Here is a 23,854-nt window from a genome sequence, read left to right on the forward strand (position 1 = left end):
ACTCCGCTCCTGCGGCGCCGGACGCGCCGACATGCAGGGGTATTTCATTTGGTGGTCGTGAAATGGGCCGGGGCAACCCTAGATGCCCCGGCCCGTTGTCTCATTCTGGCCGAGCGATCAGGAATTGCCGCCCATGACCTCTTCTTCGGAAACCACGGCTTGTGTCTTGCTCAGCTCGGGGTCGGCAACCAGACCGTATTCCGCCAGCGGGCCATCGGGACCGGCAACTTCATCGGCGACGAAGAATTCAGCATATTCCTTCAGGCCGGGGATCACGCCGATATGGGCTTTCTTCACGTAGAAGAACAGCGGACGCGATACCGGGTATTCCCCTTCGGCAATGCTCTCGGTGGTGGGAACCACGCCGGACATGGTGGCAACCTGCAGCTTGTCGGTGTTGTTCTCGTAGAAGGCCAGGCCAAAGACACCGATACCGTCCTTGTTGGATTCAATCCGCGCCAGGGTCTCGGTGTAGTCGCCGTCGATGTCCACCGACACACCATCGGTGCGCAGCGAGATGCAGGCTTTCTCGGCGGCTTTCTTCTTGGCCTTGTCGCTGTCGCCTTCGGCGTGGGCCAGCAGGTGTTCGAATGCGCCGGTGGCTTCACAGCCCGCCAGGATCACCTTGTCTTCGAAGACTTCACGGGTGCCGTGCTTGGTGCCGGGGATGAAGGCCTGGATGTTCTGTGCCGGGAAGGCGCTGTTGACGTCGGCCCAGGTCTTGTTCGGGTTGGCGACCATTTTGCCATCAACCAGGATTTCGTCGGAGAGCGCCAGGAACCAGTCGGTCGGCGTGTATTCAAAGGCGTTGCCCTTGATGTCATTGGCAAACACGATGCCGTCATAGCCGATCTGAACTTCGATGATGTCGGTCACGCCGTTTTCGGCGCAGGCCTTGATTTCCTTGTCCTTGATGCGGCGCGATGCGTTGGCCACGTCGATGGTGTTTTCACCAACACCTTCGCAGAACCGCTTGAGGCCAGCCGAGGACCCACCGGATTCGACAACCGGTGTCGGGAAGTCGAAGTTCTCGCCGAAGGCTTCGGCCACGATGGAGGCATAGGGCAGAACGGTCGAAGAACCGGCAACCTGAACCTGATCGCGCGCTGCCGCAGCAGTGGCAGAAACAGCCGAAATGGCCAGGGCGGATGCGGTGAGTTTCACAAAGGACATCTGTGTCTCCTTGGGTGTCAATTTTCAGGATCATCCCGTGATGATCTTGCGCCCTCACCTAAGGGCGGCGCGTGAGCCTTTTGTGACAGCTATGTAACAGCTGTATGACAAACCCGGATTTCTGGCGGATTTTTGTGACAAAACGCTCCGGGTGCCCCGGCTTTTGTTAATCGCTGGCGGCTGTTGGCGCGGCTTAGGCCACATCGGCACCCCGGTGGCCGGCTCAGCGCGGCAGGATGACGGTAAAGACGGTGCCAGTGGCGGCGCTGCTTTCAACCCGCAGGCGGCCGCGATGGCGGTTGACGATATGTTTGACAATCGCCAGCCCCAGCCCGGTGCCGCCCTGCTCTCGGGATCGGTGGGTATCCACCCTGTAGAACCGTTCGGTCAGGCGCGGCAGATGCACGGGGTCGATCCCGCTGCCGTTGTCGATTACCTCGACCCTGACAGCAGCGGCGCGGACCGCTGGATCACGATCACGGGTCCGCAACCGCAGCGTGACGTGATCGCCGCCATATTTGATCGCGTTCTCAACCAGATTGGTGAAGACCTGCTGCAACTGGTCTGGATCGCCGGTAACGGCGGTTGGCGTCTCCGGTATGTCGAGCGTCAGCTGCACCTCGGCGGCCTCTGCAACCGGCTCCAGCGATTTCAGGGTCGAGGCCAGATGAGCGCCCAGATCCAGTTGTTCGCGCGGGCGCACCCGCTCCTCGCTTTCGACCCGGTTCAGCGACAGAAGATCACCAACCAGCCGGTTCATCCGATTGGCTTCATCCTGCATGATCTGCAAAAACCGATCCCGTGCCGCAGCATCATCGCGTGCAGGGCCGCGCAGCGTTTCGATAAACCCCATAAGCGCAGTGAGCGGCGTACGCAGTTCATGGCTGACATTGGCGACAAAATCACGCCGCATCTGGCTCGCCTGCTCGCGCTCGGTGATATCCGTGAGGCTGATCAGCGCCGCACCGCCATTCACGGCGCCGATGCCCGGCACATAGCGCAGGGCCACCTCAAACGTGGTGTCCTGTGCGCCATCATTGGACAGGTGACGCGCGGTTTTGGCGCTGCGGTCGTAAAGGCAGCTTTCGATCGCCGTGGCCACATTGGGCTGGCGCAGGATGGTGGCGAAATGGCGCCCGACCAGATTGGCGCCCAGCAGCGTGGTCGCCGCCGCATTTGCGGCGATGAACCTTTCGCTTTGATCGACCAGCACAGCTGGCAAGGGGATGGCCTCCATGAAACCGTTAATCAGATCGTCAGTCATGTGCCCCTCGCGTTTTAGCTGTGCCGGCCGTGTTACAAATCAATTGTAACTATGACATGGCAGCCGCGACCGCTTCGGTGAAGACAGCGCAGAGCGTTGCCGGATCCTCAAGCCCGACCGAGACGCGGAAGAACCCTTCGCTCAGCCCCAGTTTGGCGCGATCCTCCGCGCTGAGGGCGCGGTGCGAGGAAGAGGCCGGATGCGACAGCGTTGTGCCCACATCGCCAAGGGTCGGGGCAAAGTTCAGCCCATCTGCCGCCCGGGTAAAGGCATTGGCGGCAGCGCGCCCGCCCTCAAGCTCGAAGCTGACCATATTGCAGCCCCTGCCCTCCAACAGCGCCATTGCGCGCTCGTGATCGGGATGATCCTTGCGGGTCGGGTAGATCACCCGCTTCACCCCCGGCAGCCCGGCCAGATGGTCCGCCAGCGTCACCGCCGTGGCCTGCGCGCGTTCAAACCGCAGCTCGAACGAGAGCATACCGCGTTCGGCGAGCCAGCAGTCGAACGGGCTGGGCGTCATGCCGGTGGTCACCACATAGACGCTGAGACGGGTGTTGATCTCAGGATCCTTGGCCACGACATAACCGAGCATCACATCGGAATGGCCGGCCAGCAGCTTGGTGATTGAATGGATGACGATATCGGCGCCGTGGTCAAAGGGACGAAAGCCCCGCGGCGTGGTAAAGGTATTGTCCACCACCAAGAGAATATCGCGATCCTTGCAGAGCTGGGCCAGCCCGTCGATATCGGCGACGGCAAGCGTCGGGTTTGACACCGCCTCGACCAGGATCATCTTGGTTTCGGGGCGGATCGCGGCCTCCACTGCGGCCACATCACCGGGATTGGCCAAAGTGGTTTCAATGCCCAGACGCGGCAGATCCTCGGCCATCAGGCGCATCGACCGCCCATAGAGCTGATTGCCGCCAATCACGTGATCGCCGGTTTTCAGCAGGCCCAGCAGAACGGCCGAAACCGCCGCCATGCCGGAGCCGGTCACGACACCGCCGGGCATACCTTCCATCGCATCCAGCCGCTTGGAGACCACATCGGCATTGGGATGGCCTTCGCGGGAGTAGGTATAGCCGTGCACCCGCCCTTCGTACTGGTCATCAAGCGCATCTGGCGTTTCGCTGGCATAGACCACCGACGGGCTGAGCGGTGTCACAACCGGATGGCTCGCGCTGAAGGGCAAGGGATCTGGCCGCATCAGCGACCCTTTGGAATTTCTCACGTGTCAGACCTCTGTCAGTTCGTTGCGAAAACGACGCATGTTTTCCTGGTAGTGCTCAGCGCTCTGGCGCAGCGACTGCACCAGAGCCTCGTCAACATCCCGGACAATCTTGCCGGGTGCGCCCATGACCAGAGAGTTATCTGGGATTTCTTTATTCTCTGTGATCAGGGCGCCCGCACCGATCAGGCAGTTCTTGCCGATTCTGGCACCGTTCAGAATGGTCGCACCCATTCCGATCAGGGAGTTGTCGCCAATGGTGCAGCCATGCAGCATCACCTTGTGGCCGATGGTGCAGTTTTCACCAATGGTCAGCGGGTAGCCTGCGTCAATGTGCATGACGCAGTTTTCCTGCACGTTGGAGCCGCGACCGATACGGATCTCTTCGTGATCGGCCCGGATGGTGGTGCCAAACCAGACCGAGGCCCCCTCCTCCAGCACCACAAGGCCAATCAGGTTGGCGTCGGGCGCGACCCAGGTGTCGGCGTGGATGTTCGGGGTCTTGTCGCCCAGGGCATAGATGGTCATGACAGCTCCTCAAATTCGCTTTGCAGGCCGCGCACATGGTCCATCAGATGCGGCTGCTGGATCCGGCGCAGGCGGGTGGCGGTGATAATTGTCTTCAGCTGTGTCTCGGTCGCGTCGAGGTCATCGTTGATCAGCACGTGGTCATAGCTGCCCCAGTGGCTGATCTCGTCCCAGCTTTTCTCCATCCGGCGGGTGATCGTAGCGGCATCGTCCTGCGCCCGGCTTTCCAGACGTCGGCGCAACTCCAAGATCGAGGGGGGCAGCAGGAAGATCGACAGCGTGTGCTGGCCCAGATCCGAGTTGCGGATCTGCTGGGCGCCCTGCCAGTCGATATCAAAAAGCACGTCGCGCCCGCTATCAATCGCCGCCTTTACCGGCCCCTTGGGCGAGCCGTAGAAATTGCCGAACACATGAGCGTGTTCCAGCATGTCGCCTTCGCTCACCGCAGTTTTAAAGGCATCGGTGGTGATAAAATGATAGTCCTGCCCATCCACCTCGCCCGGGCGCGGGTTGCGCGTGGTGGCGGAGACGGAGAATTCGATGCTGGGATCCCAGGACCGCAGTCGTTTTGCCAATGTGGATTTCCCGGCCCCCGAGGGCGAAGAAAGGATGATCAACAGGCCGCGCCGATCTGCCATGGCGTGCTCTCCTTATGTCTTATGACGTTGTTGTTATTCTGTGTCGTTATTCGATGTTCTGGACCTGCTCGCGCATCTGGTCGATCACCGCCTTCAGCTCAAGCCCGACCGCCGTCAGATCGCTGTTCTGCGCTTTTGCGCAGAGTGTGTTGGCCTCGCGGTTGAATTCCTGCATCAGGAAATCCAGTTTGCGCCCGACCGCCCCGCCCTTGGCCAGAAGGTCACGCGCTGCCGCAACATGGGCGGTGAGCCGGTCCAATTCTTCGGTGACGTCGGATTTTACCGCCAGAAGCGCCAGTTCCTGCGCCAGACGGGTTTCATCGACGCCGTCGCTGTTGTCCAGAACCCGCGCAAGATTGGTCCGCAGGTTTGCGGCAACCTCATCCTTGCGCGCCTCGGCGCGGCGTGCGGCCTCATCGCGCAGCGTGCTGATCTGGTCCAGTTGGTCCATTAGCACGGTCTTCAGCGCGGCGCCCTCGCTGGCGCGCATGTTAACAAAGTCGGACAGGATTGCGGCGAAATCTGCGCTCAGTGCCGCCACGATCGGGGCGGGATCATCGGCACTGCTGGCCTGCTCCAACACGCCGCGCTGCGCCAGAAGATCGGCCGCCGTGGTCTGTGCCAGCACGATGCCCGCCGCATCGGCCTGACGCTCCACCTCGGCAATCGCCTGCAATAGCGATGCCAGCGCCGGCTGGTTGATCTCAAGCGCGCTTGCGGCGGCTTCGCTGCGGCTGATGCGCAGGGTCATGGAGACGTTGCCGCGCGACAGCGCCTTGCTCAATTGGCCACGCAGGTTGGTCTCAAGCCCCTCCAGCCAGTCCGGAATGCGCAGCCGCAGATCCAGCCCCTTGGCGTTGACCGAGCGCAATTCGCACGACCAGCTATGGGCGCCGATGCTGCCCTGTCCCGCTGCAAAGCTCGTCATTGAATGGATGGTCATGTCCTGCTGCCCTCCGAGGCGCCCAAGGCGCAGTTTTGCGTGGTCAAAGGTTTACAAACGGGCAGCCGACAAGTCCATAAGCGCGCGGTCCTATCCTAAAGTGTTAACCATTGATTAAAGAAGTAGTCCAAAATTGAATAAGATTGTGGCATGTTAACTTCAGGATAACCAATTCGGCATTAATCGTTAGGCAACCAACTTTAGCTTGGCGCATGACCCAGCCGGATCCAGCGAGGATGACAGCGATGTTTTTTGGCGGCCGCAAAGATAACGATCAGACCGATGGTCAAACTAAGGTTGTGGCAATGGACCGGTTCCGTGCTGCGGGATCGCTGTCGCCCATGCGTCAGGCGGAGGCCTATTGGACCGCCCTGCGCCGGGGTGATGACATTCCCAGCCGGTCGCAGATTGACCCGCGCGGGCTGGAGAACATCCTGCCCCAGACCTTTATTCTGGAACGGATCGCGCCCGGTATCGCCCGGTTCCGTCTGGCCGGACAGCGGGTGAATGAAATGGCTGGCATGGAAGTGCGCGGCATGCCGATCACCGCTTTCTTCACACCGGAGGCGCGCAAACAGATGAGCGCGGCAATGGAAACCATGTTCGACACGCCCGCCATCATCGAACTGACGCTTCAGACCGAAAACAACCGTCTGCGCGGTGCACGTGAGGCGCGGATGCTGCTGCTGCCGCTGCGCAGCGATCTGGGCGACATCAGCCGTGCGCTGGGTGTTTTCATCTCCGAAGGCAACCCGACCGGTACGTCACAGCGGTTCTCCATCACCGAAACAAAGATCCGTCAGGTCAGCCATAAGGGCGACACCCCCTTTAAGGCCAAGCCACGCGCCGCTGATCCGATCGCACCCCAGCGTAAACCGCAGGACGTCAACACACCCAATCCGGGGTTTGCCGAGACCCAGGCGCGGTTTGAGGCAGAGCCGAGCGTGATGACGGAAGCGCGTTCGCTGATTGAGCGCAGCCGCCAGATGTCGAGCGCGAAGGACGTGGCACCAAAGGCCGAAAAACAGCCCGCCAAGAAGCGCGGCAGCCACCTGCGACTGGTGGTCAGCAAAGACTGAGGCCTGAGACGGCACAGCATATTCCCGAGATACTTTCGCGCTACTGGACATAGCTAGAAAGCAGACGCCCCGCGACAGAAGGTCCGGGGCGTTTCCCTTTTGTCAGATGCGCAAACGACCCTGTCGCCATGTTCAAGGTACTGCGCCCACGGGGCTGGTGGCGCCTTGCGGATCGCTGCCGAAACTCTGGCTAAGGTGCATCAGAAACTTCTCCCAACCCTTTGAATAAAAAGACCCTCACCCGGATGGGTGAGGGTCCATTGCTAGGTGCCATCCTGATGATCAGGGTGGATCTGTGGGTGATCAGCCGGCTTGACGCTCCGCGGTGCGGGCGCGCAGCTGCGAGACTTCTTCCGCAACGAGGAAGGCCAGTTCGAGCGATTGGCTGGCGTTCAGGCGCGGGTCGCAGGCCGTGTGATAACGGTCGCTGAGATCCTCATCGGTGACGGCGCGCACGCCGCCGGTGCATTCGGTGACGTCCTGACCGGTCATCTCGAAATGCACGCCGCCCGGGATGGTGCCCTCTGCGGTGTGGATCGCAAAGAAGTCGCGAACCTCGCGCAGGACGCTCTCAAACGGGCGGGTCTTGTAGCCGGTGGAGGATTTGATGGTGTTGCCGTGCATCGGGTCGCAGACCCAGGTCACCTTGGCGCCCTCTTCCTGAACCGCCTTGATCAGGCGTGGCAGGTGTTCGCCGGCTTTGCCTGCGCCAAAGCGTGCGATCAGGGTCAGACGACCTTCCTCATTCTCCGGGTTCAGCTTGGCCATCAGAACCTTCAGATCCTCGGCCGTTGTGGTCGGACCACATTTCAGACCAATCGGGTTCAGCACGCCGCTGCAGAATTCCACGTGTGCGCCATCCGGTTGACGGGTCCGGTCGCCGATCCACAGCATGTGGCCGGAGCCAGCCAGCCATTTGCCGGAGGTCGAGTCCAGACGGGTCAGCGCCTCTTCATACTCCAGCAGCAAACCTTCGTGGCTGGTGTAGAAGTCAACCGACTGCAAGGTGTGCGCGGTATCATTGTTGATGCCGGCCGCCTTCATGAAGTCGAGCGTATCGGTGATGCGATTCGCCATTTCACGATAGCTTTCGGCCTTCTCGCCCTCGGTAAAGCCCAGCGTCCAGGCGTGGACCTGGTTCACATCGGCATAACCGCCGGTTGAGAACGCCCGGATCAGGTTCAGCGTCGCGGCGGCCTGAGTATAGGCCTGTAGCATCCGCTGCGGGTCCGGCACGCGGGAGGCCTCGGTGAAGGCCAGATCGTTGATGATGTCACCGCGGTAGCTGGGCAGCTCGACGCCATTCACGGTCTCTGTCGGTGCGCTGCGGGGTTTGGCGAACTGGCCCGCCATGCGCCCGACCTTGATCACCGGAACCTTGGCGCCGTATGTTAGCACCATCGCCATCTGCAACATCACCTTGAAGGTATCGCGGATCGCATCGGCGCTGAACTGGTCGAAGCTTTCGGCGCAGTCGCCGCCCTGAAGCAGGAATGCCTCGCCCCGGCCGGCCGCGCCGAGGTGTTGTTTCAGCCGTCGCGCCTCACCGGCAAATACCAGCGGCGGATATTTTGACAGCTGAGCCTCAACAGCCGACAGCGCGTCGGCGTTGGTATATTCTGGCATTTGCACCCGCGGCTTTTGGCGCCAGGTCGATTTTTGCCACTCACTCATAGCTGTGTCTCCGCATAAGAGGTCTCAAAGTTAACGAACGCCATCTATACGAAATCACACTCCGGCTGACCAGTTTAGATTTGCAAAGTCTTGACGACACCGCGAAGCTATGAACACGGTGCCCGAATTTCGCAAAATCCGCCCTTGCGAAGAACAGAAATATTGAATGAGGACGCTGGCCATGCAGACGCAGAGCAAGCCAACACCAAGCCCGACCAAAGGGCCCCAATCCCGGCGTTATGCCTTTGTTTTGCTTGACAGTTTTACGATGCTGTCTTTTGCCTCGGCGCTGGAATGTCTGCGAATTGCCAACCGGATGATTGGCCGCGAGGCCTACACCTGGATGCTCTTGGCCGAAGGCGGCGGCACGGTCAGCTGTTCGGCCGGAACATCCTTTCAGGTGGATGACGACCTGATCGAGCTCCAGCGCGATGACACAATTCTGTTGTGCTCCGGTATTTCGGTGCAGGAAGCCACCACAAAAAAACTGCTGTCGTGGCTGCGTCGCGAAGCGCGCAAGGGGTTGAAGGTCGGCGGGCTGTGCACGGCGTCATATGCGCTGGCGCGCGCGGGCCTGCTGGATGGCAGACGTGCCACGATTCACTGGGAGAATGCCGACAGTTTCAACGAGGAGTTTGACGAGGTCGAGCTGACCAAATCGGTCTTTGTCATCGACGGCAACCGGATGTCGACAGCCGGCGGCACCTCCTCCATCGACCTGATGCTGAAGCTGATTGCCAATGATCACGGCGAGGATATCGCCAATTCGGTGGCCGATCAGCTCATCTATTCATCGATTCGGACCGATCAGGACACGCAGCGCCTGTCGATCCCGACCCGGATCGGGGTGCGCCACCCCAAATTGTCGATGGTGATCCAGATGATGGAAGCCAATATCGAGGAGCCGATCAGCCCCTCGATTCTGGCGCAGAATGTCGGCATGTCGACCCGCCAGCTGGAGCGGCTGTTCCGTCGCTATCTCAACCGATCTCCCAAACGCTATTATATGGAACTGCGGTTGCAGAAGGCGCGCAACCTGTTGATGCAGACCGATATGAGTGTGATCAATGTGGCGCTTGCCTGCGGGTTTGCATCACCTTCGCATTTCTCCAAATGCTACCGGGCGCATTACGACACGACGCCTTATCGCGAACGCGGCAGCAAATCGGCCCCGCCGACGTTGTGACCCGCGCCCCTGTCGGATCAGGCCTATGCCGGATCGGCCCGGGGTCCGGTTCGCGCCGGTTCAGCGCGACAGGCGGTAGAGCGCGCCATTGGTCTCGGACAGGAACCAGATGCTACCGTCCGGGGCCTCGCGCAGGTCCCGGATGCGTCCTGTCTCATCGCCCCTGATCTGCTCAACCTCCGCCAGTGGTTGCCCGGAGAGCCGCGCGATATAGCCGAACTTGAGCGAGCCGACAAAGATATCACCGCGCCAGTCCGGCCACATGCTGCCGGAATACACCAGCAGGTTTGAGGGCGCCATCGAGGGGTCCCAATAGTGGGCCGGCTGCTTCAGGCCCGGCTTTGTGGTCCCTTCGCCGATTTTCAGCCCTGAATAATGCCGGCCGTAGGCGATGACCGGCCAGCCGTAATTTGCGCCTTTCTCGATCAGATTGACCTCATCCCCGCCACGGGCGCCATGCTCAACAGACCAGAGCTGGCCATTGGCGGCAAAGGTCAGTCCCTGGGGGTTGCGATGCCCATAGGACCAGATTTCCGGCTGCGCCCCTTTCTGTTTGGTAAAGGGGTTGTCGCGCGGGACGGATCCGTCGGGGTTCAAACGCAGAATGCTGCCCTGATGTGAGGTGAGGGATTGGGCCGATGGCCGGTCGCCGCGATCACCCAGAGTGACATAGAGAGTTCCGTCAGGCCCTTCTGTCAGCCGCGATCCGAAATGGCGCCCACTGTCGGCGGGTGGCGCGGCGACGAAGATGTCCCGCAGCCCCTCAAGCTGGGTGTTGCGCCGGGCGAGCTGCCCGGTGGCCACCGCTGTGGCAGAGCCTCTTCCAAGCCGTTTCGAATAAGAGAGATATATCCGCCGGGTTCTGTCAAAATTGCGCGGGATCAACACGTCCAGCAGCCCGCCCTGCCCCTGATCGAGCACTTTCGGAGTGCCTTTGACGCGGGTCAGACGGCCCGCCGCCAGGTGCAACAGGTCACCGTCTTTTTCAGTGATCAGCACCGAGCCATCAGGCAGGAAATCAAAAGCCCATGGGATATCCAGCCCGTGGGCCATCCGCTCTATCTTCAACACTCCGTGATCGCTGCTCAGCGTCTGTGCCGAGACCGCGGTGCCAACGGTGGCCAGCAGGGTTAATGCGATAAAGCGCTGTGCCAGGGATGCCAGCATCGGCGGGATCTGTCGCGTCTGGCTGGTCGATCTTTCCGGTTGACAAGCCGACGATTGCCGTCGCCGGGGTCGCATCGCCTGACACGATGGGTTGACTTGGAGCACTCTAATAACAGACCTCCCCATATGCATGACGCCTCCTGCGCAATTCCGTGATCAGACCCTGGGGGGAGCGGTCCAATGGCTCATATTCATGCTATTCGACCGAATTTAGCGCGAATTTTCTATTTGGCCAGCTTTTGCGCCGCCCGGCATGAAATGCGACGCGGATCTGGCGACTTGCGACGAGCGCTGCGGTGCGCTGATCCCCGATGCCCAAGGGGCGAGCGGCCGTTGGGTCATCTACCCCATTGGGAACATTCCATTCTCCGTAACCGGGGCGAAAAAACCTGCGACATGTTGGCGCTAGAGGACTTCCCTTTTTTACCACGCTTGCCTAGGGTCCGATTTGAACAAATATGTTCCAACAAATGGGAGTTCACAAAAATGAAAAAAATGATGATGGCGACAGCCGCCGCTGCCCTGACTGCTGGCACTGCGTTTGCGGGTGGCCACGCCAAGGAAGTGAAGCTGGGTGTGCTTCTCGGCTTTACCGGGCCGATCGAATCCCTCGCCCCGGCCATGGGTTCCGGCGCTGAGCTGGCGATGGAGGAAGTGACCAAATCCGGCAAGCTGCTTGATGCGGCGACTGTCATTCCGGTGCGCGCGGACACCGGCTGTATCGACAATGGTCTGGCGACGGCAAACGGCGAGAAGCTGGTTGCTGACGGTGTCAACGGCATCATCGGCGGTGACTGCTCCGGCGTGACCGGCGCGATCCTGCAGAACGTCGCGATCCCGAACGGCATGGTGATGATCTCGCCGTCGGCCACCTCGCCCGGCCTGTCGACCATGGAAGACAACGACCTGTTCTTCCGCACCTCGCCCTCCGATGCCCGCGAAGGCCAGGTGATGGCCGAAGTGCTGAAAGAGCGCGGCGTCAACTCCATCGCCCTGACCTATACCAACAACGACTACGGCAAAGGTCTGGCCGACGCGATCAAAACCTCCTTTGAGGAAGTCGGCGGTGAAGTCACCATCGTGACCGCGCATGAAGACGGCAAGGGCGACTATTCCGCAGAAGTCGCCGCACTGGCGTCCGCTGGCGGCGATATTCTGGTTGTTGCCGGCTACCTGGATCAGGGCGGCCTGGGCATCATTCAGGCCTCGCTCGACTCCGGTGCCTATGACACCTTCGGTCTGCCCGGTGGCATGATCGGTGACACCCTGCCCAAGAACATCGGCCCGGATCTTGATGGCTCCTTTGGCCAGATTGCCGGTTCCGACAGCGAAGGTGCGGCGATCTATGCTGAGCTGGCCAAAGCCGCAGGTTTCGACGGCACCTCCGCCTATTCCCCGGAGAGCTATGACGCTGCCGCGCTATTCATGCTGGCAATGCAGGCCGCAAACTCCAAGGATCCGGCCGACTATGGCTCCAAGATCCTTGAAGTAGCCAATGCGCCCGGTGAGAAGATCAACCCCGGCGAGCTGGGCAAGGCCCTGGAAATCCTCGCGAATGGCGGCGACATCGACTATGAGGGTGCGACTGGCGTAGAACTGATCGGCCCCGGTGAGAGCGCAGGCTCCTACCGCGAGATCGAAGTCAAGGACGGCGCCAACGCCACCGTGAAATTCCGCTGATCCCGTAAAATCGGATCGAACCAAGTTGATCAGCCCGGGTTTTGCCCGGGCTGTTCCAAATTCAAAAGCCGTCAAAAAGACGGTGGGGGATGAAATGACATGATCGTCGTCGAGGACTTGCACAAGCACTTCGGCGGGTTCCATGCGGTTGATGGCGCGTCGCTGGAAATCGCTAAGGGCTCCATAACCGGTTTGATCGGGCCAAACGGCGCCGGAAAAACCACTCTTTTCAACGTGATTGCAGGCGTGCTTGAACCGACCTCTGGCCGGGTCACCATGGACGGTGAGGACATCACCGGCCTGCCGCCGCATGAGCTGTTCCACAAGGGGCTGCTGCGGACGTTCCAGATCGCGCATGAATTTGCGTCGATGACCTGCCGCGAGAACCTGATGATGGTGCCAAGTGCGCAGTCGGGTGAGACGCTGTGGAACACCTGGTTCGGCCGCAAGCGCATCGCGGATGAGGAACGCGCGCTGCGGGCCAAGGCAGATGAGGTTCTGGAATTCCTGACCATCAGCCATATCGCCGATCTGAAGGCCGGTCAGGTCTCGGGCGGGCAGAAGAAACTTCTTGAGCTGGGCCGCACCATGATGGTGGACGCCAAGATCGTCTTCCTCGATGAGGTGGGCGCAGGTGTGAACCGGACCCTGCTCTATACCATTGCCGATGCCATCAAGCGCCTCAACGAGGAGCGCGGCTATACCTTCGTCGTGATCGAGCACGACATGGAGTTCATCGGGCGCCTCTGCGACCCGGTTATCTGCATGGCCGAGGGCAAGAAACTGGCTGAAGGCACGCTGGATCAGATCAAGGCCAACGAGCAGGTGATCGAAGCCTATCTTGGCACCGGCCTGAAAAACAAAGATAAACTGGAGGCTGGAGCATGAGCGACAATCCCTACCAGAACGATCACGGCAATCGTGATGCCTCGATCACCAATCCGCATGGTGTCGGAACGATGCAGCCTGCCCACAGCAAAAGCGGCCCCACACGCAAGGTGGACGGTGGTCCCTTTCTGATCGGTGACACGATGACCGGCGGCTACGGCAAAGGGCCGGATATCCTGCACGACTGCACCATTGCCGTCGATAAGGGCGAGATCGCCGTTATCGTTGGCCCCAATGGTGCCGGGAAATCCACCGCGATGAAAGCTGTGTTCGGGATGCTCGATGTCCGCGCAGGTGCCGTGCGTCTGGACGGCGAGGATATCACCCTGCTGACCCCCCAGGACCGGGTGATCAAGGGCATGGGGTTTGTGCCCCAGACCAGCAATATCTTCACCTCGATGACGGTTGAGGAAAACCTGGAAATGGGTGCTTTCATCCGCACCGATGATTTCCGCGATACCATGGAGCAGGTCTATGAGCTGTTTCCGATCCTGCGTGAAAAACGTAACCAGCCGGCGGGCGAACTCTCCGGGGGTCAGCGCCAGCAGGTGGCCGTTGGCCGCGCGCTGATGACCAAGCCGAAGGTTCTGATGCTGGACGAGCCGACAGCAGGTGTGTCGCCCATCGTCATGGACGAGCTGTTCGACCGTATCATCGAGGTGGCCCGCACCGGCCTGCCGATCCTGATGGTCGAACAAAACGCCAAACAAGCGCTTGAGATCGCGGACAAAGGTTACGTTCTGGTACAGGGCCGCAATGCCTACACCGGCACCGGCCAAGAGCTGCTCGCCGATCCCGAAGTGCGCAAATCTTTCCTTGGGGGCTAAGAGATGGACTTCCTCAACGCCCTTGTGGCGCTTACAAATTTTGTCGGGGTTCCGGCAATCGCTTACGGCAGTCAACTGGCGCTTGGTGCGCTGGGTGTGACGCTGATTTATTCGGTGCTGCGGTTTTCGAATTTTGCCCATGGCGACACTATGGCCTTTGGCACGATGGTGACCATCATCGTGACCTGGTGGTTGCAGTCGATGGGCATCAGCTTTGGCCCGCTGCCAACTGCGCTGCTGGCGCTGCCGCTTGGCATCGTGAGCTGTATGCTTCTGATGCTGGTCACCGACCGCACCGTTTATCGGTTCTACCGGACACAGAAAGCCAAGCCGGTGATTTTTGTCATGGTGTCGCTGGGCGTTATGTTCATGATGAATGGCCTTGTGCGATTTGTCATCGGGCCGGGCGATCAGCGGTTTGCTGACGGCGAACGCTTTCTGATTTCCGCGCGGGATTTCAAGGCGATGACCGGCCTGAGTGAGGGGCTGGCGATCAAGACCACGCAAGGCATCACCGTGATCACCGCAGTGGTGGTTGTCGCGCTGCTGTTTTGGTTCCTGAACAAGACCCGCACCGGTAAATCCATGCGCGCCTATTCCGACAACGAAGATCTGGCGCTGCTCTCGGGCATCAACCCGGAGCGGGTGGTGATGTATACCTGGCTGATCGTTGCGACCCTCGCGACCATTGCCGGCGTGCTTTATGGTTTGGACAAATCTTTCAAACCCTTCACCTATTTCCAGCTGCTGCTGCCGATCTTTGCCGCCGCTATCGTTGGTGGTCTGGGCAGCCCGGTCGGGGCCATCGCTGGTGGGTTCATCATCGCGTTCTCCGAGGTGACCATCACCTATGCCTGGAAGAAAGTGCTGACCTACGTCGTTCCGGAGTCGTTCGAGCCTGATGGCCTCGTCCAGCTTCTGAGCACGGATTACAAATTCGCCGTGTCCTTTGCGATCCTTGTGGTCGTGCTTCTGTTCAAGCCCACGGGCCTTTTCAAAGGAAAAGTGGTATGAGCGAGACAGTCAAAACCTCCCTGCTGTTTCTGTTTGTTGGCATTCTGATCCTGCTTGAGGGCAGCACGAACTTTCTGTTTTTCTCCGGATCCTGGAACTCGGCTCTGGTGATCCTCAACATGGGGTTGGTCTCTGCGATCATGGCGATTGGCGTCAATCTTCAGTGGGGCTTTGCCGGTTTGTTCAATGTCGGCATCATGGGCTTTGTGGCGCTTGGTGGTCTGGCCGTTGTGCTGGTCTCTACCGCGCCAACACCGGGCGCGTGGAGCCAGGGCGGTGTCGGGATCATCATGGCACTGGCCATGGGGGCGATGACGCTGGTCGCGGCCGTTGCAACCATGCGGATGGTGCCTGCCGGTAAGCTGCGTATTGCGGTGCTGCTGGCGGTGCTGATCCTCGGCTTTGTGGTGTATCGCGCAATCTTCGATCCGGCGGTTGCCGGGGTCGAGGCGATCAACCCGGCGCTGGAGGGCAACCTAGGCGGGCTGGGTCTGCCGGTGCTTCTGGCCTGGCCTGCGGGCGGTCTGCTGGCGGCTGGCGTTGCCTGGCTGATTGGCAAGACGGCCCTCGGTCTGCGGTCTGATTATCTGGCGATTGCGACGCTTGGCATTGCCGAGATCATCATCTCGGTGCTGAAGAACGAGGACTGGCTGTCGCGCGGCGTGAAAAACGTCGTCGGCCTGCCCCGGCCCCTGCCCTATGAGGTCGATCTGCAGAATGATGCGGAGTTTGTCGCCAAGGCGGCGGAGTATGGTCTGGATCCGGTTCTGGCCTCCACGCTCTATGTCAAGCTGGGCTACTCGCTGCTGTTCACCGTCGTGCTGCTGGTGCTGCTGTGGATGGCGCAGATGGCATTGAAGAGCCCCTGGGGCCGGATGATGCGCGCCATTCGCGACAATGAGGTGGCAGCTGAGGCGATGGGCAAGGATGTGACCCGCCGCCATCTGCAAATCTTCATCCTTGGCTCTGCGATCTGTGGCATTGCCGGGGCTATGATGACCACGCTCGACAGCCAGCTGACGCCGGGCACGTATAATCCCTTGCGCTTCACCTTTTTGATCTGGGTGATGGTGATTGTCGGCGGGTCCGGCAATAACTTTGGCGCGGTGCTGGGAGGTCTGCTGATCTGGTTCCTGTGGATCAAGGTTGAGCCGATGGGCATCCTGCTGATCGAGACCCTGACCGCAGGCATGGCCGACACCAATGCGCTGAAGGTTCATCTGCTGGAAAGCGCGTCGCATATGCGTCTGCTGACCATGGGGCTGATCCTGCTGCTGGTGCTGCGTTTCAGCCCCCGTGGCCTGATCCCCGAGCGCTGAGGTCGCAGATCCGCGACCGGTCTGACAATCGGACCTATGGAAACGCGAAACGCCGCCCGTGGATATGCTCCCCGGGCGGCGTTTTGTTTTGCTCTGGCAGGTCGGGCCTGCTCACCGCCCCTTGAACAGACCACCGAGGATGCCGCGCACAAGCCGTCGACCGGTGGTGCCTTTCAATTCCTTGATGACCGCCTCGGACATGGCTGAGGCAAAACTGTCGCGTGGTTTTACCCGCCGCGCGGAGGACCGGCTGATCCGGCTGCCAGAATAGCGCCGCCCGGCGTTATATTCGCGTGCCATCGGTTCGGGTGCCGCCTCGGCGTAATCTTCTGCGGCCTCAGCCTCGGCGGCGGCTTTTGCGGCGCGTTCCGCCAGGATTTCATAGGCGGACCGCCGGTCGGTGGTCTGGTCATATTTCCCGGCCATGTCCGAGCTCTGCAAGATTGCTCTGCGGTCCTCAGCGGTGATCGGGCCGAGTTGAGAACTGGGCGGGCGGATCAGCGTGCGCTCAACAACGCCGGGGACACCTTTTTCCTGCAACATCGAGGTAACCGCCTCACCGACGCCGACCTCGCGGATCGCCTCCTCGGTGGAGAACCGTGGATTCTCACGGTAGGTTTCGGCCGCCATGCGCAGGTTTTTCCGGTCGCGCGCGGTGAACGCTCTCAGTGCGTGCTGGATGCGGTTGCCAAGCTGGCCAAGGATGTCTTCCGGCACGTCAGCCGGGTTCTGGGTGATAAAATAGATCCCGACCCCTTTGGAACGGATCAGACGCGCCACCTGTTCCACCTTGTCTATGAGCGCCTTGGGAGCGTCGTCGAACAGCAGATGCGCCTCGTCGAAGAAAAACACCAGCCGGGGCTTTTCAGGATCGCCAACCTCTGGCAGCTCCTCGAACAGCTCGCTCAGCAGCCAGAGCAGGAATGTTGCGTATAGTCCCGGCGCCGCCATCAGTTTGTCAGCGGCGAGGATATTGACCATGCCACGCCCGTCAGCGGTGCCGCGCATCAGGTCGCTCAGCGCCAGGGCCGGCTCGCCAAAGAGCTGCGCCCCGCCCTGGTTCTCCAGCACCAGCAGCCGCCGCTGGATTGCCCCGATTGAGGCTGTGGAGACATTGCCGTAGCGCAGCGATAGCTGCGCGCGGTTTTCACCCACCCAGACCAGCAGCGCCTGTAGATCCTTCAGGTCCAGCAGCGCCAGACCTTCCTCATCCGCGAGACGGAAGGCGATGTTCAGGATGCCCTCCTGTGCCTCGCTCAGTTCCAACAGCCGCGCCAGCAGCAATGGCCCCATCTCGGCCACGGTCGTCCTGACCGGATGCCCCTGCTCACCGTAGAGATCCCAGAAGGTGACCGGGCAGGCATGGTAGCGGTAGTCGTCAAAGCCGATCTTGGTCGCCCGGCTGGTAAAGGCATCATGTAGCTTATGGTCGGCGCTGCCGGATTTCGCCAGGCCGGACAGATCGCCCTTCACATCCGACAGGATTACCGGCACGCCGGCATTGGAGAAACTCTCTGCGAGGATCTGTAGCGTGACCGTCTTGCCCGTGCCGGTTGCTCCGGCGATCAACCCGTGACGATTGGCATATTTCAACGCCAGCGCCTGTGGATCGGCATAGGCTTCGCCACCGCCGCCGATAAAGAGTTTGTCCTGCATGATCTGCCCCTGACTGTTGTGATCCCACGAAAAATGCGATCGGTCTCAAATGAAAATACAAAATTAACCTTTGAATGCGAGAGTGATAATTGCCCGTCGACCATCATGCGGTTGTGTCGGCGGACATTTCCTCCCTGTCAGACTGGGCCGTGCTTCGGGCACGGCCTTTTTTTGCGCTCGCGGCCGGCCCGTGGCGATCAGCTGCGCCTTGCGGGCAGGTGTTTTGTGCATATTGCGCGCGCTATGGGCGTAGGCGTCAATTATTCCACCAACTGCGACATTTTTTTCTCTTTCCATGTTGACCGATGGCCGACCCTTTCGTAACGTCCTCCCAATAACTAAGTCGGCCAGTCCGACGGGGAGAAAAAATACGAAAAAGGGGGCAGTTCTGCTCCCTTTTTTGTTTTGTTCCAAGCGCTTCCAGTCGTGACGCGCGATCCGGTCAATTCCCCGCCAGTGAAGCGGGCAAACATGGTTATTGGCCTGACACCGGGGTTCGGCCATGCTACATCGAATCCGACACCACAGGATAGATGAGGCAATCATGATCAAGTCCCTGACCCCGATGACCCTGGCCGCGCTGATGGCGCTGCCGCTGCCGCTGATGGCGCAGGAGACCGCCGGGGCGGCCGAGACCGAAGAGAGCCAGCCCGCCGCAGATGCCGCAGCCACGGAGGCACCAAAAGCCGACGAGGTTCTGGATCTTGGCCAGCCCGTACAGGATGGCCCCAAGCTGGGGCAGCGCTATTCCAAAGAAACCCATGGCGATTGGGATCTGGCCTGCGTCAAGACCGAGGAAGAAACCGATCCCTGTTCGCTGTTGCAGATCATGTCCGACGACAGCGGCAATCCGATGGCGGAGTTTTCGCTGTTCCGGATTGATCAGGAAGGCAGCCAGGCTGTCGCCGGTGCGACGGTGATCGTGCCGCTTGAAACCTTGCTGCCGGCCGCGCTGACCATTTCCATCGATGGCGCCCCCGGCAAGCGGTATAATTATTCCTTCTGTAGCCCAATGGGCTGCGTCGCCCAGATCGGGCTGACCGAGACCGATATCGCCGCGTTCAAAAAGGGCAAGATCGCCACGCTGAGCCTGCGGCCCGCACCAGCGCCGGATCAGGTGATCAATATGGAGCTGTCGCTCAGCGGATTTACTGCCGGTTACAATGTCGTGGACGTTGTGAAGCAATAAACATCCGGTGTGGCAAACAGAAAGCCGCTGTCCAGAAAACGATCACCGCCGCACCCTGGATCAGGATGCGGCGGTTTTTTTCGGCTCTGCGGCTGGCGATCGCTCAGATCTTGCGCAGAGCAAGCACCGCGTTCAGCCCGCCAAAGGCAAAGGCATTGCTGAGGGCGACGGTCACATTGGCCTGCCGTGCCTCATTCGGAACCACGTCCAGCGCGCATTCCGGATCAGGTTCCTCATAACCGATGGTTGGCGCCACGATACCGTCACGCAACGCCATGATGCAGGCCAGCAGTTCGACCGCTCCGGTGCCGCCGATCAGATGGCCGTGCATGGATTTGGTCGAGGACATCATCAGATTATCCGCATGGGGCCCAAAGACATCCGCCACGGCCGCGCATTCCGTTTTGTCGTTGGCGGCGGTTCCGGTGCCATGGGCGTTGACGTAGCCGACGTCCTCGGGGTTGACCTTTGCGTCCTGCAGCGCGCCGGCAATGGCGCGCGCGGCGCCCTGTTTGCTGGGCATGACGATATCTGCCGCATCCGAGGACATGGCAAAGCCGATGACCTCGCAGATGATATCGGCGCCGCGGGCGCGGGCGTGATCATAGTTTTCAAAAACGAAGATCCCGGCCCCCTCGCCCTGCACCATGCCGTTGCGGTTGGCACTGAAAGGGCGGCAGGCATCCCGTGACATGACCCGCAGTCCTTCCCAGGCTTTGACCCCGCCAAAGCAGAGCATCGATTCAGATCCACCGGTGACCATCACCGGAGCCATCCCGGAGCGGACCATCTGAAACGCCTGGGCCATGGCATGATTTGAAGAGGCGCAGGCTGTCGAGACGGTAAAGCTCGGCCCCTTCAGATTATGTTCCATCGAGACATGGCTGGCTGCGGCATTGTTCATAAGCTTGGGCACGACAAAGGGGTGGACCCGGTTTTTGCCGTCCTCGTAAACCGAGCGATAATTGTCGTCCCATGTCGAGACCCCGCCGCCGGCCGTCCCAAGCACCACGCCGGATTTCTGAGACAGCTCGCCGTGAAACTCCAGCCCCGACTGCTCAATCGCCTCTTTTGCGGCGGTCAGCGTGAATTGGGTGAAACGATCATAAAGGCTCATCTGTTGCCGGTTGAACCGGCCCTCGGCCTCAAACCCGCGCACCTGTCCGCCGATGCGGATCGACAGGCGGTCAACGTCGCGAAAATCGAGCTCTCCGATGCCACAGCGACCTTCGGCCATTGAGGCCAGCGTATCGGCCACCGTATGGCCAAGGGCGTTGATTGTCCCCATGCCAGTGATGACAACCCGGTTCATCTTGTGCCTCCAACCCCGCTGAACATCGTTATTTTTCGGCGATCAGCTTGTCAATGCCGACGATGATCGCAGCGACATTGGAGATGTCGAAATCACTCTTGTCCGGTTCATTTGCGTTGAAGGGGATGGTGATGTCGAACTCTTCCTCAATGGCAAAGATACTCTCGACAAGGCCAAGGCTATCGATACCGAGGTCTTCCAATGTGCTGTCGAGTGTCACATCCGATGGTTCCAGCACAGCCTGTTCGGCGATGATGGCGATGACCTTGGCCTGCGTGCTCATGAGGGATCCCTGATCAGTGGTATTTTGCGTCATGTAAGTGGTGCGCCGTTATTTGAAAACCGCCTTCTTCAGCGCCTCGATGTCGCGCATCAGACGGCCAAGACGCCGCTGCCCCTTATACATCTCGGTATGTGTCTCCATTTTGACAGCGGGATAGCCCATCACCACACGGCCTGCGGGCACGTTTGACAAGATCTTGGTTCCACCCCCGGCAATCACCCCGTCACCGATAAAGATATTGTCGGCAACCCCGGTCTGACCGCCCAGAACCACGTTGTTGCCAATATCGACTGAGCCTGAAATCCCGGTCTGACCACAAAGCAGACAGTCCCGACCGACGCGGGTGTTATGGCCAATATGAACGAGGTTATCGAGCTTGCTGCCGCTGCCGATCACGGTGTTGCGGATGGTGCCATTATCAATGGTGCAATTGGTGCCGAGTTCGACGTCATCGCCAATCTCGACTGCGCCGAGCGAATGGATCCGCAGCCAGCTCTGCGCCTTGCTATCGCCTTGATCGCCCATGGTTTTGCGCGCGGTTTCCACGCCGGAGACCTCCGGTGTCACATAGGAAAACCCGTCGCCGCCAATCCGTGCGCCGGGCTGGGCGCGAAAGCGATCACCGATGGTGGCACGGGCGCCAATGCTGACAGCTTCGCGCAGCTGCGCCTCGGTGCCGATGGTGACATCCGCCCCGATGTAGCACTGCGGGCCAATCACTGACCCTGCGCCGATCCGCGCACCCGCGGCGATCACCGCCAGAGGGCCGACGGAGACATTCTCGCCCAGTTCTGCGGAGGGGTCGATCACAGCGCTGGGGTGAATTTCATCGCCAAAGCCCTGTCCCTGGTCCAGCAGCCGGGTCACACCGCCCATCGCGAGGCGCGGGCGCGGGGCAAAGATGGCGGCCTTCAGCCCCATCGCCTGCCAGTCGGCGCCCTCCCAGACCAATCCGACGCGGGCGCTGCCTTCGTTCAGGGTTTCGGCGTATTTCGGGGCCATGGCCATGGCCAGATCATCGGGGCCTGCATCCTGCGGTTCAGCGGCGCGCTGCACCACCAGGTCCAGATCTCCTGCGGCCTCTGCCTGAAGAGAGGCGGCGATTTCGCGGACTGTAAACATGTCGGGCCCTTCCGGTCTGTTGCCTTTGGGCCCGAGGATTACCCTTGTACGCCCGGCAACACCACCCCTGCCCGTTCCAACGCGGCCCATACCTTGGCGTCACGACCGTAGATGTCGCGACGGTATTCGGGCTGCCCTTTCGAGGACACAAAGGCGGTCCGATAGATGATATGCACCGGAACCTTCTGATCAAGGACCACCTTGGTCTCCTTGCCGCTGTTCAGAATACGGTGAAAGAAATCCTTTGGGTTTTCAGTCTGGCGAGCCAGCAAAGCGTAAGCGAATTCAAATGGTTGCGCGAGCCGGATGCAGCCATGCGAGAAGGCGCGGACCTCACGCTGGAACAGGCTCTTCTGCGGTGTGTCATGCAGATAGATATTGTATTTGTTCGGGAACATGAACTTCACCAGCCCCAGCGCGTTCTTGCTGCTGGGTGGCTGGCGCATGGCAAAGGGGAAGGTGCGCGCGGTATATTTGGAGAAATCAGCGGTTGCGCGATTCACCTTGCGGCCCCGACTGTCGGTGATTTCGATATGGCTCACCGCGTTTGGGTTGCTGCGCAGTTTGGGCAGATATTCCTTGGTGACGATGGACCGGGGCACGTACCAGCTGGGATTGATCACCATATGCTCCATCTCGTCAGAGAATTCCGGCGAGCGTCGGTCGGCATTGTCCTTGCCGATGACAGAGCGGGTCACAAAGGTTACTTCACCATTGTCGATGATCTTGGCGGTGAAATCGGTCTGATTGACCAGAATATGACGGTTGCCGCGATCCGGGGTCAGCCAGCGTTCGCGCTCCATCGCTACCAGAACGGATTTGAGCCGGTCCGAAACCGGTTTGTTGATTTCCGCGATTGTCCCGCCACCGGCGACCCCATCGGCGGTCAGCCCGTGATCGGATTGGAACGCCTGCACGGCCTGCTCCAGCGCGCCATCATAGCCGCGCGCTGCGCTGCGTGGCAGATACCCCATCGCAATAAGACGATTGCGCAGGGCAATCACCGCGGGGCCATTGTCGCCACGTTCCAGTTTCTGCGCCGCAACCCGTGGGCCCCAGCCGCCGGCCGCCTGCAGCTTTTCCAGTCGCATCTTCTCACGTAGCAGCGCTTGATACTGGGCGCTTTGCGGCGCCAGGCTGCGCAGATAGGCCACAGGAGACTGATCACGGATCCCGATCAGATAGGCGGCGAAATCCGGTTGGTGTTTCTCGCGGACGATACCGTCGTCGATCCGGCGCGGTTCAAGTAGACCTGTTTGCAGGTCGCTGGCATAGCCCACCAGCGCGCGGCTCATTGCGACTTCGGCACGGCCGAGGTCACGGGTGGTCCGAACCTGGCTCAGCAGCTCCATCAGCGCATCTATTTCGGCACTGCGGTCCGGAAGTCCGTGAACCGGGGCCTCCTGCAGGGCGCGAAACAGCGCTGCGCGCCGGATGCGCGCGGCATCATCGCTGCCGGTCCAGATCGCAGCATAGCCCGTTTCGCGGTAAAACGCGGCAACCGGGTCGCTCGCTGAGGCCGCTTCGGCAACCGCCTGTTTGAACGCCGTCACCTCTGCCCGGGCACCGGAGGGCATGGCAAGGGCAACCCCACCCAGTGCAAGTGCAAAAACTCCCGCCTTCAGCGTCGGGCCAACGGTCGAAATGGCACGGGTCATCAACACAGGCGACATATGGGTACGGT

21 protein-coding genes are annotated in these 23,854 nt (G+C 60.6%); 8 read left to right on the forward strand and 13 right to left on the reverse strand.

Annotated features, from left to right (window positions below; genetic code table 11):
- Nucleotides 1-117: 117 nt before the first annotated feature.
- The 6 genes from VWY75_RS17250 to VWY75_RS17275 all read right to left on the reverse strand — a co-directional run bounded on the left by VWY75_RS17250 (nt 118) and on the right by VWY75_RS17275 (nt 5,774).
- Complete coding sequence (locus tag VWY75_RS17250) at nt 118-1,173, reverse strand: substrate-binding domain-containing protein (RefSeq protein ID WP_340545576.1); 1,056 nt, start codon at nt 1,171-1,173, stop codon at nt 118-120.
- A gap of 223 nt (nt 1,174-1,396) precedes the next feature.
- Nucleotides 1,397-2,437 (reverse strand): sensor histidine kinase, encoded by a 1,041-nt coding sequence (locus VWY75_RS17255; protein ID WP_340545577.1) that lies wholly within the window; start codon nt 2,435-2,437, stop codon nt 1,397-1,399.
- A 49-nt stretch (nt 2,438-2,486) separates the two neighbouring features.
- Nucleotides 2,487-3,644 (reverse strand): trans-sulfuration enzyme family protein, encoded by a 1,158-nt coding sequence (locus tag VWY75_RS17260; protein WP_416539163.1) that lies wholly within the window; start codon nt 3,642-3,644, stop codon nt 2,487-2,489.
- A gap of 27 nt (nt 3,645-3,671) precedes the next feature.
- Complete coding sequence (locus VWY75_RS17265; RefSeq protein WP_416538750.1) at nt 3,672-4,193, reverse strand: gamma carbonic anhydrase family protein; 522 nt, start codon at nt 4,191-4,193, stop codon at nt 3,672-3,674.
- Nucleotides 4,190-4,831: a guanylate kinase gene (gene gmk / locus VWY75_RS17270; protein WP_416534934.1), complete on the reverse strand. Its 642-nt coding sequence runs from the start codon at nt 4,829-4,831 to the stop codon at nt 4,190-4,192. The genes VWY75_RS17265 and gmk overlap by 4 nt, the downstream gene beginning before the upstream one ends.
- Nucleotides 4,832-4,877: 46 nt before the next feature.
- Nucleotides 4,878-5,774: a YicC/YloC family endoribonuclease gene (locus tag VWY75_RS17275; protein WP_340545581.1), complete on the reverse strand. Its 897-nt coding sequence runs from the start codon at nt 5,772-5,774 to the stop codon at nt 4,878-4,880.
- Between the two features lie 245 nt (nt 5,775-6,019).
- On the opposite strand from VWY75_RS17275, the gene VWY75_RS17280 reads away from it, so the two are divergent.
- Nucleotides 6,020-6,853 carry a PAS domain-containing protein gene (locus VWY75_RS17280; RefSeq protein ID WP_416538751.1) on the forward strand — a complete coding sequence of 278 codons (834 nt, stop codon included), beginning with the start codon at nt 6,020-6,022 and terminating at the stop codon, nt 6,851-6,853.
- 303 nt (nt 6,854-7,156) lie between these two features.
- On the opposite strand, the gene VWY75_RS17285 is transcribed toward VWY75_RS17280, so the two are convergent.
- Nucleotides 7,157-8,527 (reverse strand): class II 3-deoxy-7-phosphoheptulonate synthase, encoded by a 1,371-nt coding sequence (locus tag VWY75_RS17285; RefSeq protein WP_416534932.1) that lies wholly within the window; start codon nt 8,525-8,527, stop codon nt 7,157-7,159.
- Between the two features lie 181 nt (nt 8,528-8,708).
- Here VWY75_RS17285 and VWY75_RS17290 point away from each other — a divergent pair, with 181 nt between their 5' ends.
- A complete protein-coding gene (locus tag VWY75_RS17290; protein ID WP_416539164.1) occupies nt 8,709-9,713 on the forward strand; it encodes a GlxA family transcriptional regulator in 1,005 nt (334 codons plus the stop codon).
- A 60-nt stretch (nt 9,714-9,773) separates the two neighbouring features.
- On the opposite strand, the gene VWY75_RS17295 is transcribed toward VWY75_RS17290, so the two are convergent.
- The gene (locus tag VWY75_RS17295; RefSeq protein WP_416538752.1) at nt 9,774-10,880 is read right to left on the reverse strand and encodes a PQQ-dependent sugar dehydrogenase; all 1,107 of its coding nucleotides are present in this window, start codon (nt 10,878-10,880) and stop codon (nt 9,774-9,776) included.
- Nucleotides 10,881-11,366: 486 nt separating this feature from the next.
- On the opposite strand from VWY75_RS17295, the gene VWY75_RS17300 reads away from it, so the two are divergent.
- The 5 genes from VWY75_RS17300 to VWY75_RS17320 all read left to right on the forward strand — a co-directional run bounded on the left by VWY75_RS17300 (nt 11,367) and on the right by VWY75_RS17320 (nt 16,608).
- A complete protein-coding gene (locus VWY75_RS17300) occupies nt 11,367-12,560 on the forward strand; it encodes an ABC transporter substrate-binding protein (RefSeq protein ID WP_416534929.1) in 1,194 nt (397 codons plus the stop codon).
- 99 nt (nt 12,561-12,659) lie between these two features.
- Nucleotides 12,660-13,448: an ABC transporter ATP-binding protein gene (locus tag VWY75_RS17305; protein ID WP_340545586.1), complete on the forward strand. Its 789-nt coding sequence runs from the start codon at nt 12,660-12,662 to the stop codon at nt 13,446-13,448.
- Entirely contained in the window at nt 13,445-14,275 is an 831-nt protein-coding gene (locus tag VWY75_RS17310; RefSeq protein WP_340545587.1) for an ABC transporter ATP-binding protein, read from the forward strand. Before VWY75_RS17305 ends, VWY75_RS17310 begins: the two co-directional genes overlap by 4 nt.
- 3 nt (nt 14,276-14,278) lie before the next feature.
- On the forward strand, nt 14,279-15,289 hold the full coding sequence (locus VWY75_RS17315) for a branched-chain amino acid ABC transporter permease (RefSeq protein WP_416538753.1): 1,011 nt from the start codon (nt 14,279-14,281) through the stop codon (nt 15,287-15,289).
- Nucleotides 15,286-16,608: a branched-chain amino acid ABC transporter permease gene (locus VWY75_RS17320; protein ID WP_416538754.1), complete on the forward strand. Its 1,323-nt coding sequence runs from the start codon at nt 15,286-15,288 to the stop codon at nt 16,606-16,608. Before VWY75_RS17315 ends, VWY75_RS17320 begins: the two co-directional genes overlap by 4 nt.
- Nucleotides 16,609-16,719: 111 nt before the next feature.
- Here the strand turns inward: VWY75_RS17320 and VWY75_RS17325 are convergent, their stop codons facing one another.
- Entirely contained in the window at nt 16,720-18,264 is a 1,545-nt protein-coding gene (locus VWY75_RS17325) for a helicase HerA-like domain-containing protein (RefSeq protein ID WP_416538755.1), read from the reverse strand.
- A 544-nt stretch (nt 18,265-18,808) separates the two neighbouring features.
- Here VWY75_RS17325 and VWY75_RS17330 point away from each other — a divergent pair.
- On the forward strand, nt 18,809-19,453 hold the full coding sequence (locus tag VWY75_RS17330) for an invasion associated locus B family protein (protein ID WP_416534925.1): 645 nt from the start codon (nt 18,809-18,811) through the stop codon (nt 19,451-19,453).
- Nucleotides 19,454-19,556: 103 nt separating this feature from the next.
- Here VWY75_RS17330 and VWY75_RS17335 read toward each other — a convergent pair whose 3' ends face one another.
- Genes VWY75_RS17335 through VWY75_RS17350 form a run of 4 tightly spaced genes read right to left on the reverse strand, consistent with a single transcriptional unit; the run spans nt 19,557 to nt 23,843 of the window.
- A complete protein-coding gene (locus VWY75_RS17335) occupies nt 19,557-20,765 on the reverse strand; it encodes a beta-ketoacyl-[acyl-carrier-protein] synthase family protein (protein WP_416538756.1) in 1,209 nt (402 codons plus the stop codon).
- A 28-nt stretch (nt 20,766-20,793) separates the two neighbouring features.
- The gene (locus VWY75_RS17340) at nt 20,794-21,048 is read right to left on the reverse strand and encodes an acyl carrier protein (RefSeq protein WP_416538757.1); all 255 of its coding nucleotides are present in this window, start codon (nt 21,046-21,048) and stop codon (nt 20,794-20,796) included.
- 48 nt (nt 21,049-21,096) lie between these two features.
- Nucleotides 21,097-22,170 (reverse strand): UDP-3-O-(3-hydroxymyristoyl)glucosamine N-acyltransferase, encoded by a 1,074-nt coding sequence (lpxD, locus tag VWY75_RS17345; RefSeq protein WP_416538758.1) that lies wholly within the window; start codon nt 22,168-22,170, stop codon nt 21,097-21,099.
- Nucleotides 22,171-22,208: 38 nt separating this feature from the next.
- Nucleotides 22,209-23,843 carry a L,D-transpeptidase family protein gene (locus VWY75_RS17350; RefSeq protein WP_416541675.1) on the reverse strand — a complete coding sequence of 545 codons (1,635 nt, stop codon included), beginning with the start codon at nt 23,841-23,843 and terminating at the stop codon, nt 22,209-22,211.
- Nucleotides 23,844-23,854 lie beyond the last annotated feature (11 nt).

Origin of the sequence: Phaeobacter sp. JH20_08 (assembly GCF_048056635.1) — a bacterium.
In the GTDB taxonomy this organism is placed as follows: Bacteria; Pseudomonadota; Alphaproteobacteria; order Rhodobacterales; family Rhodobacteraceae; genus Phaeobacter; species Phaeobacter bryozoorum.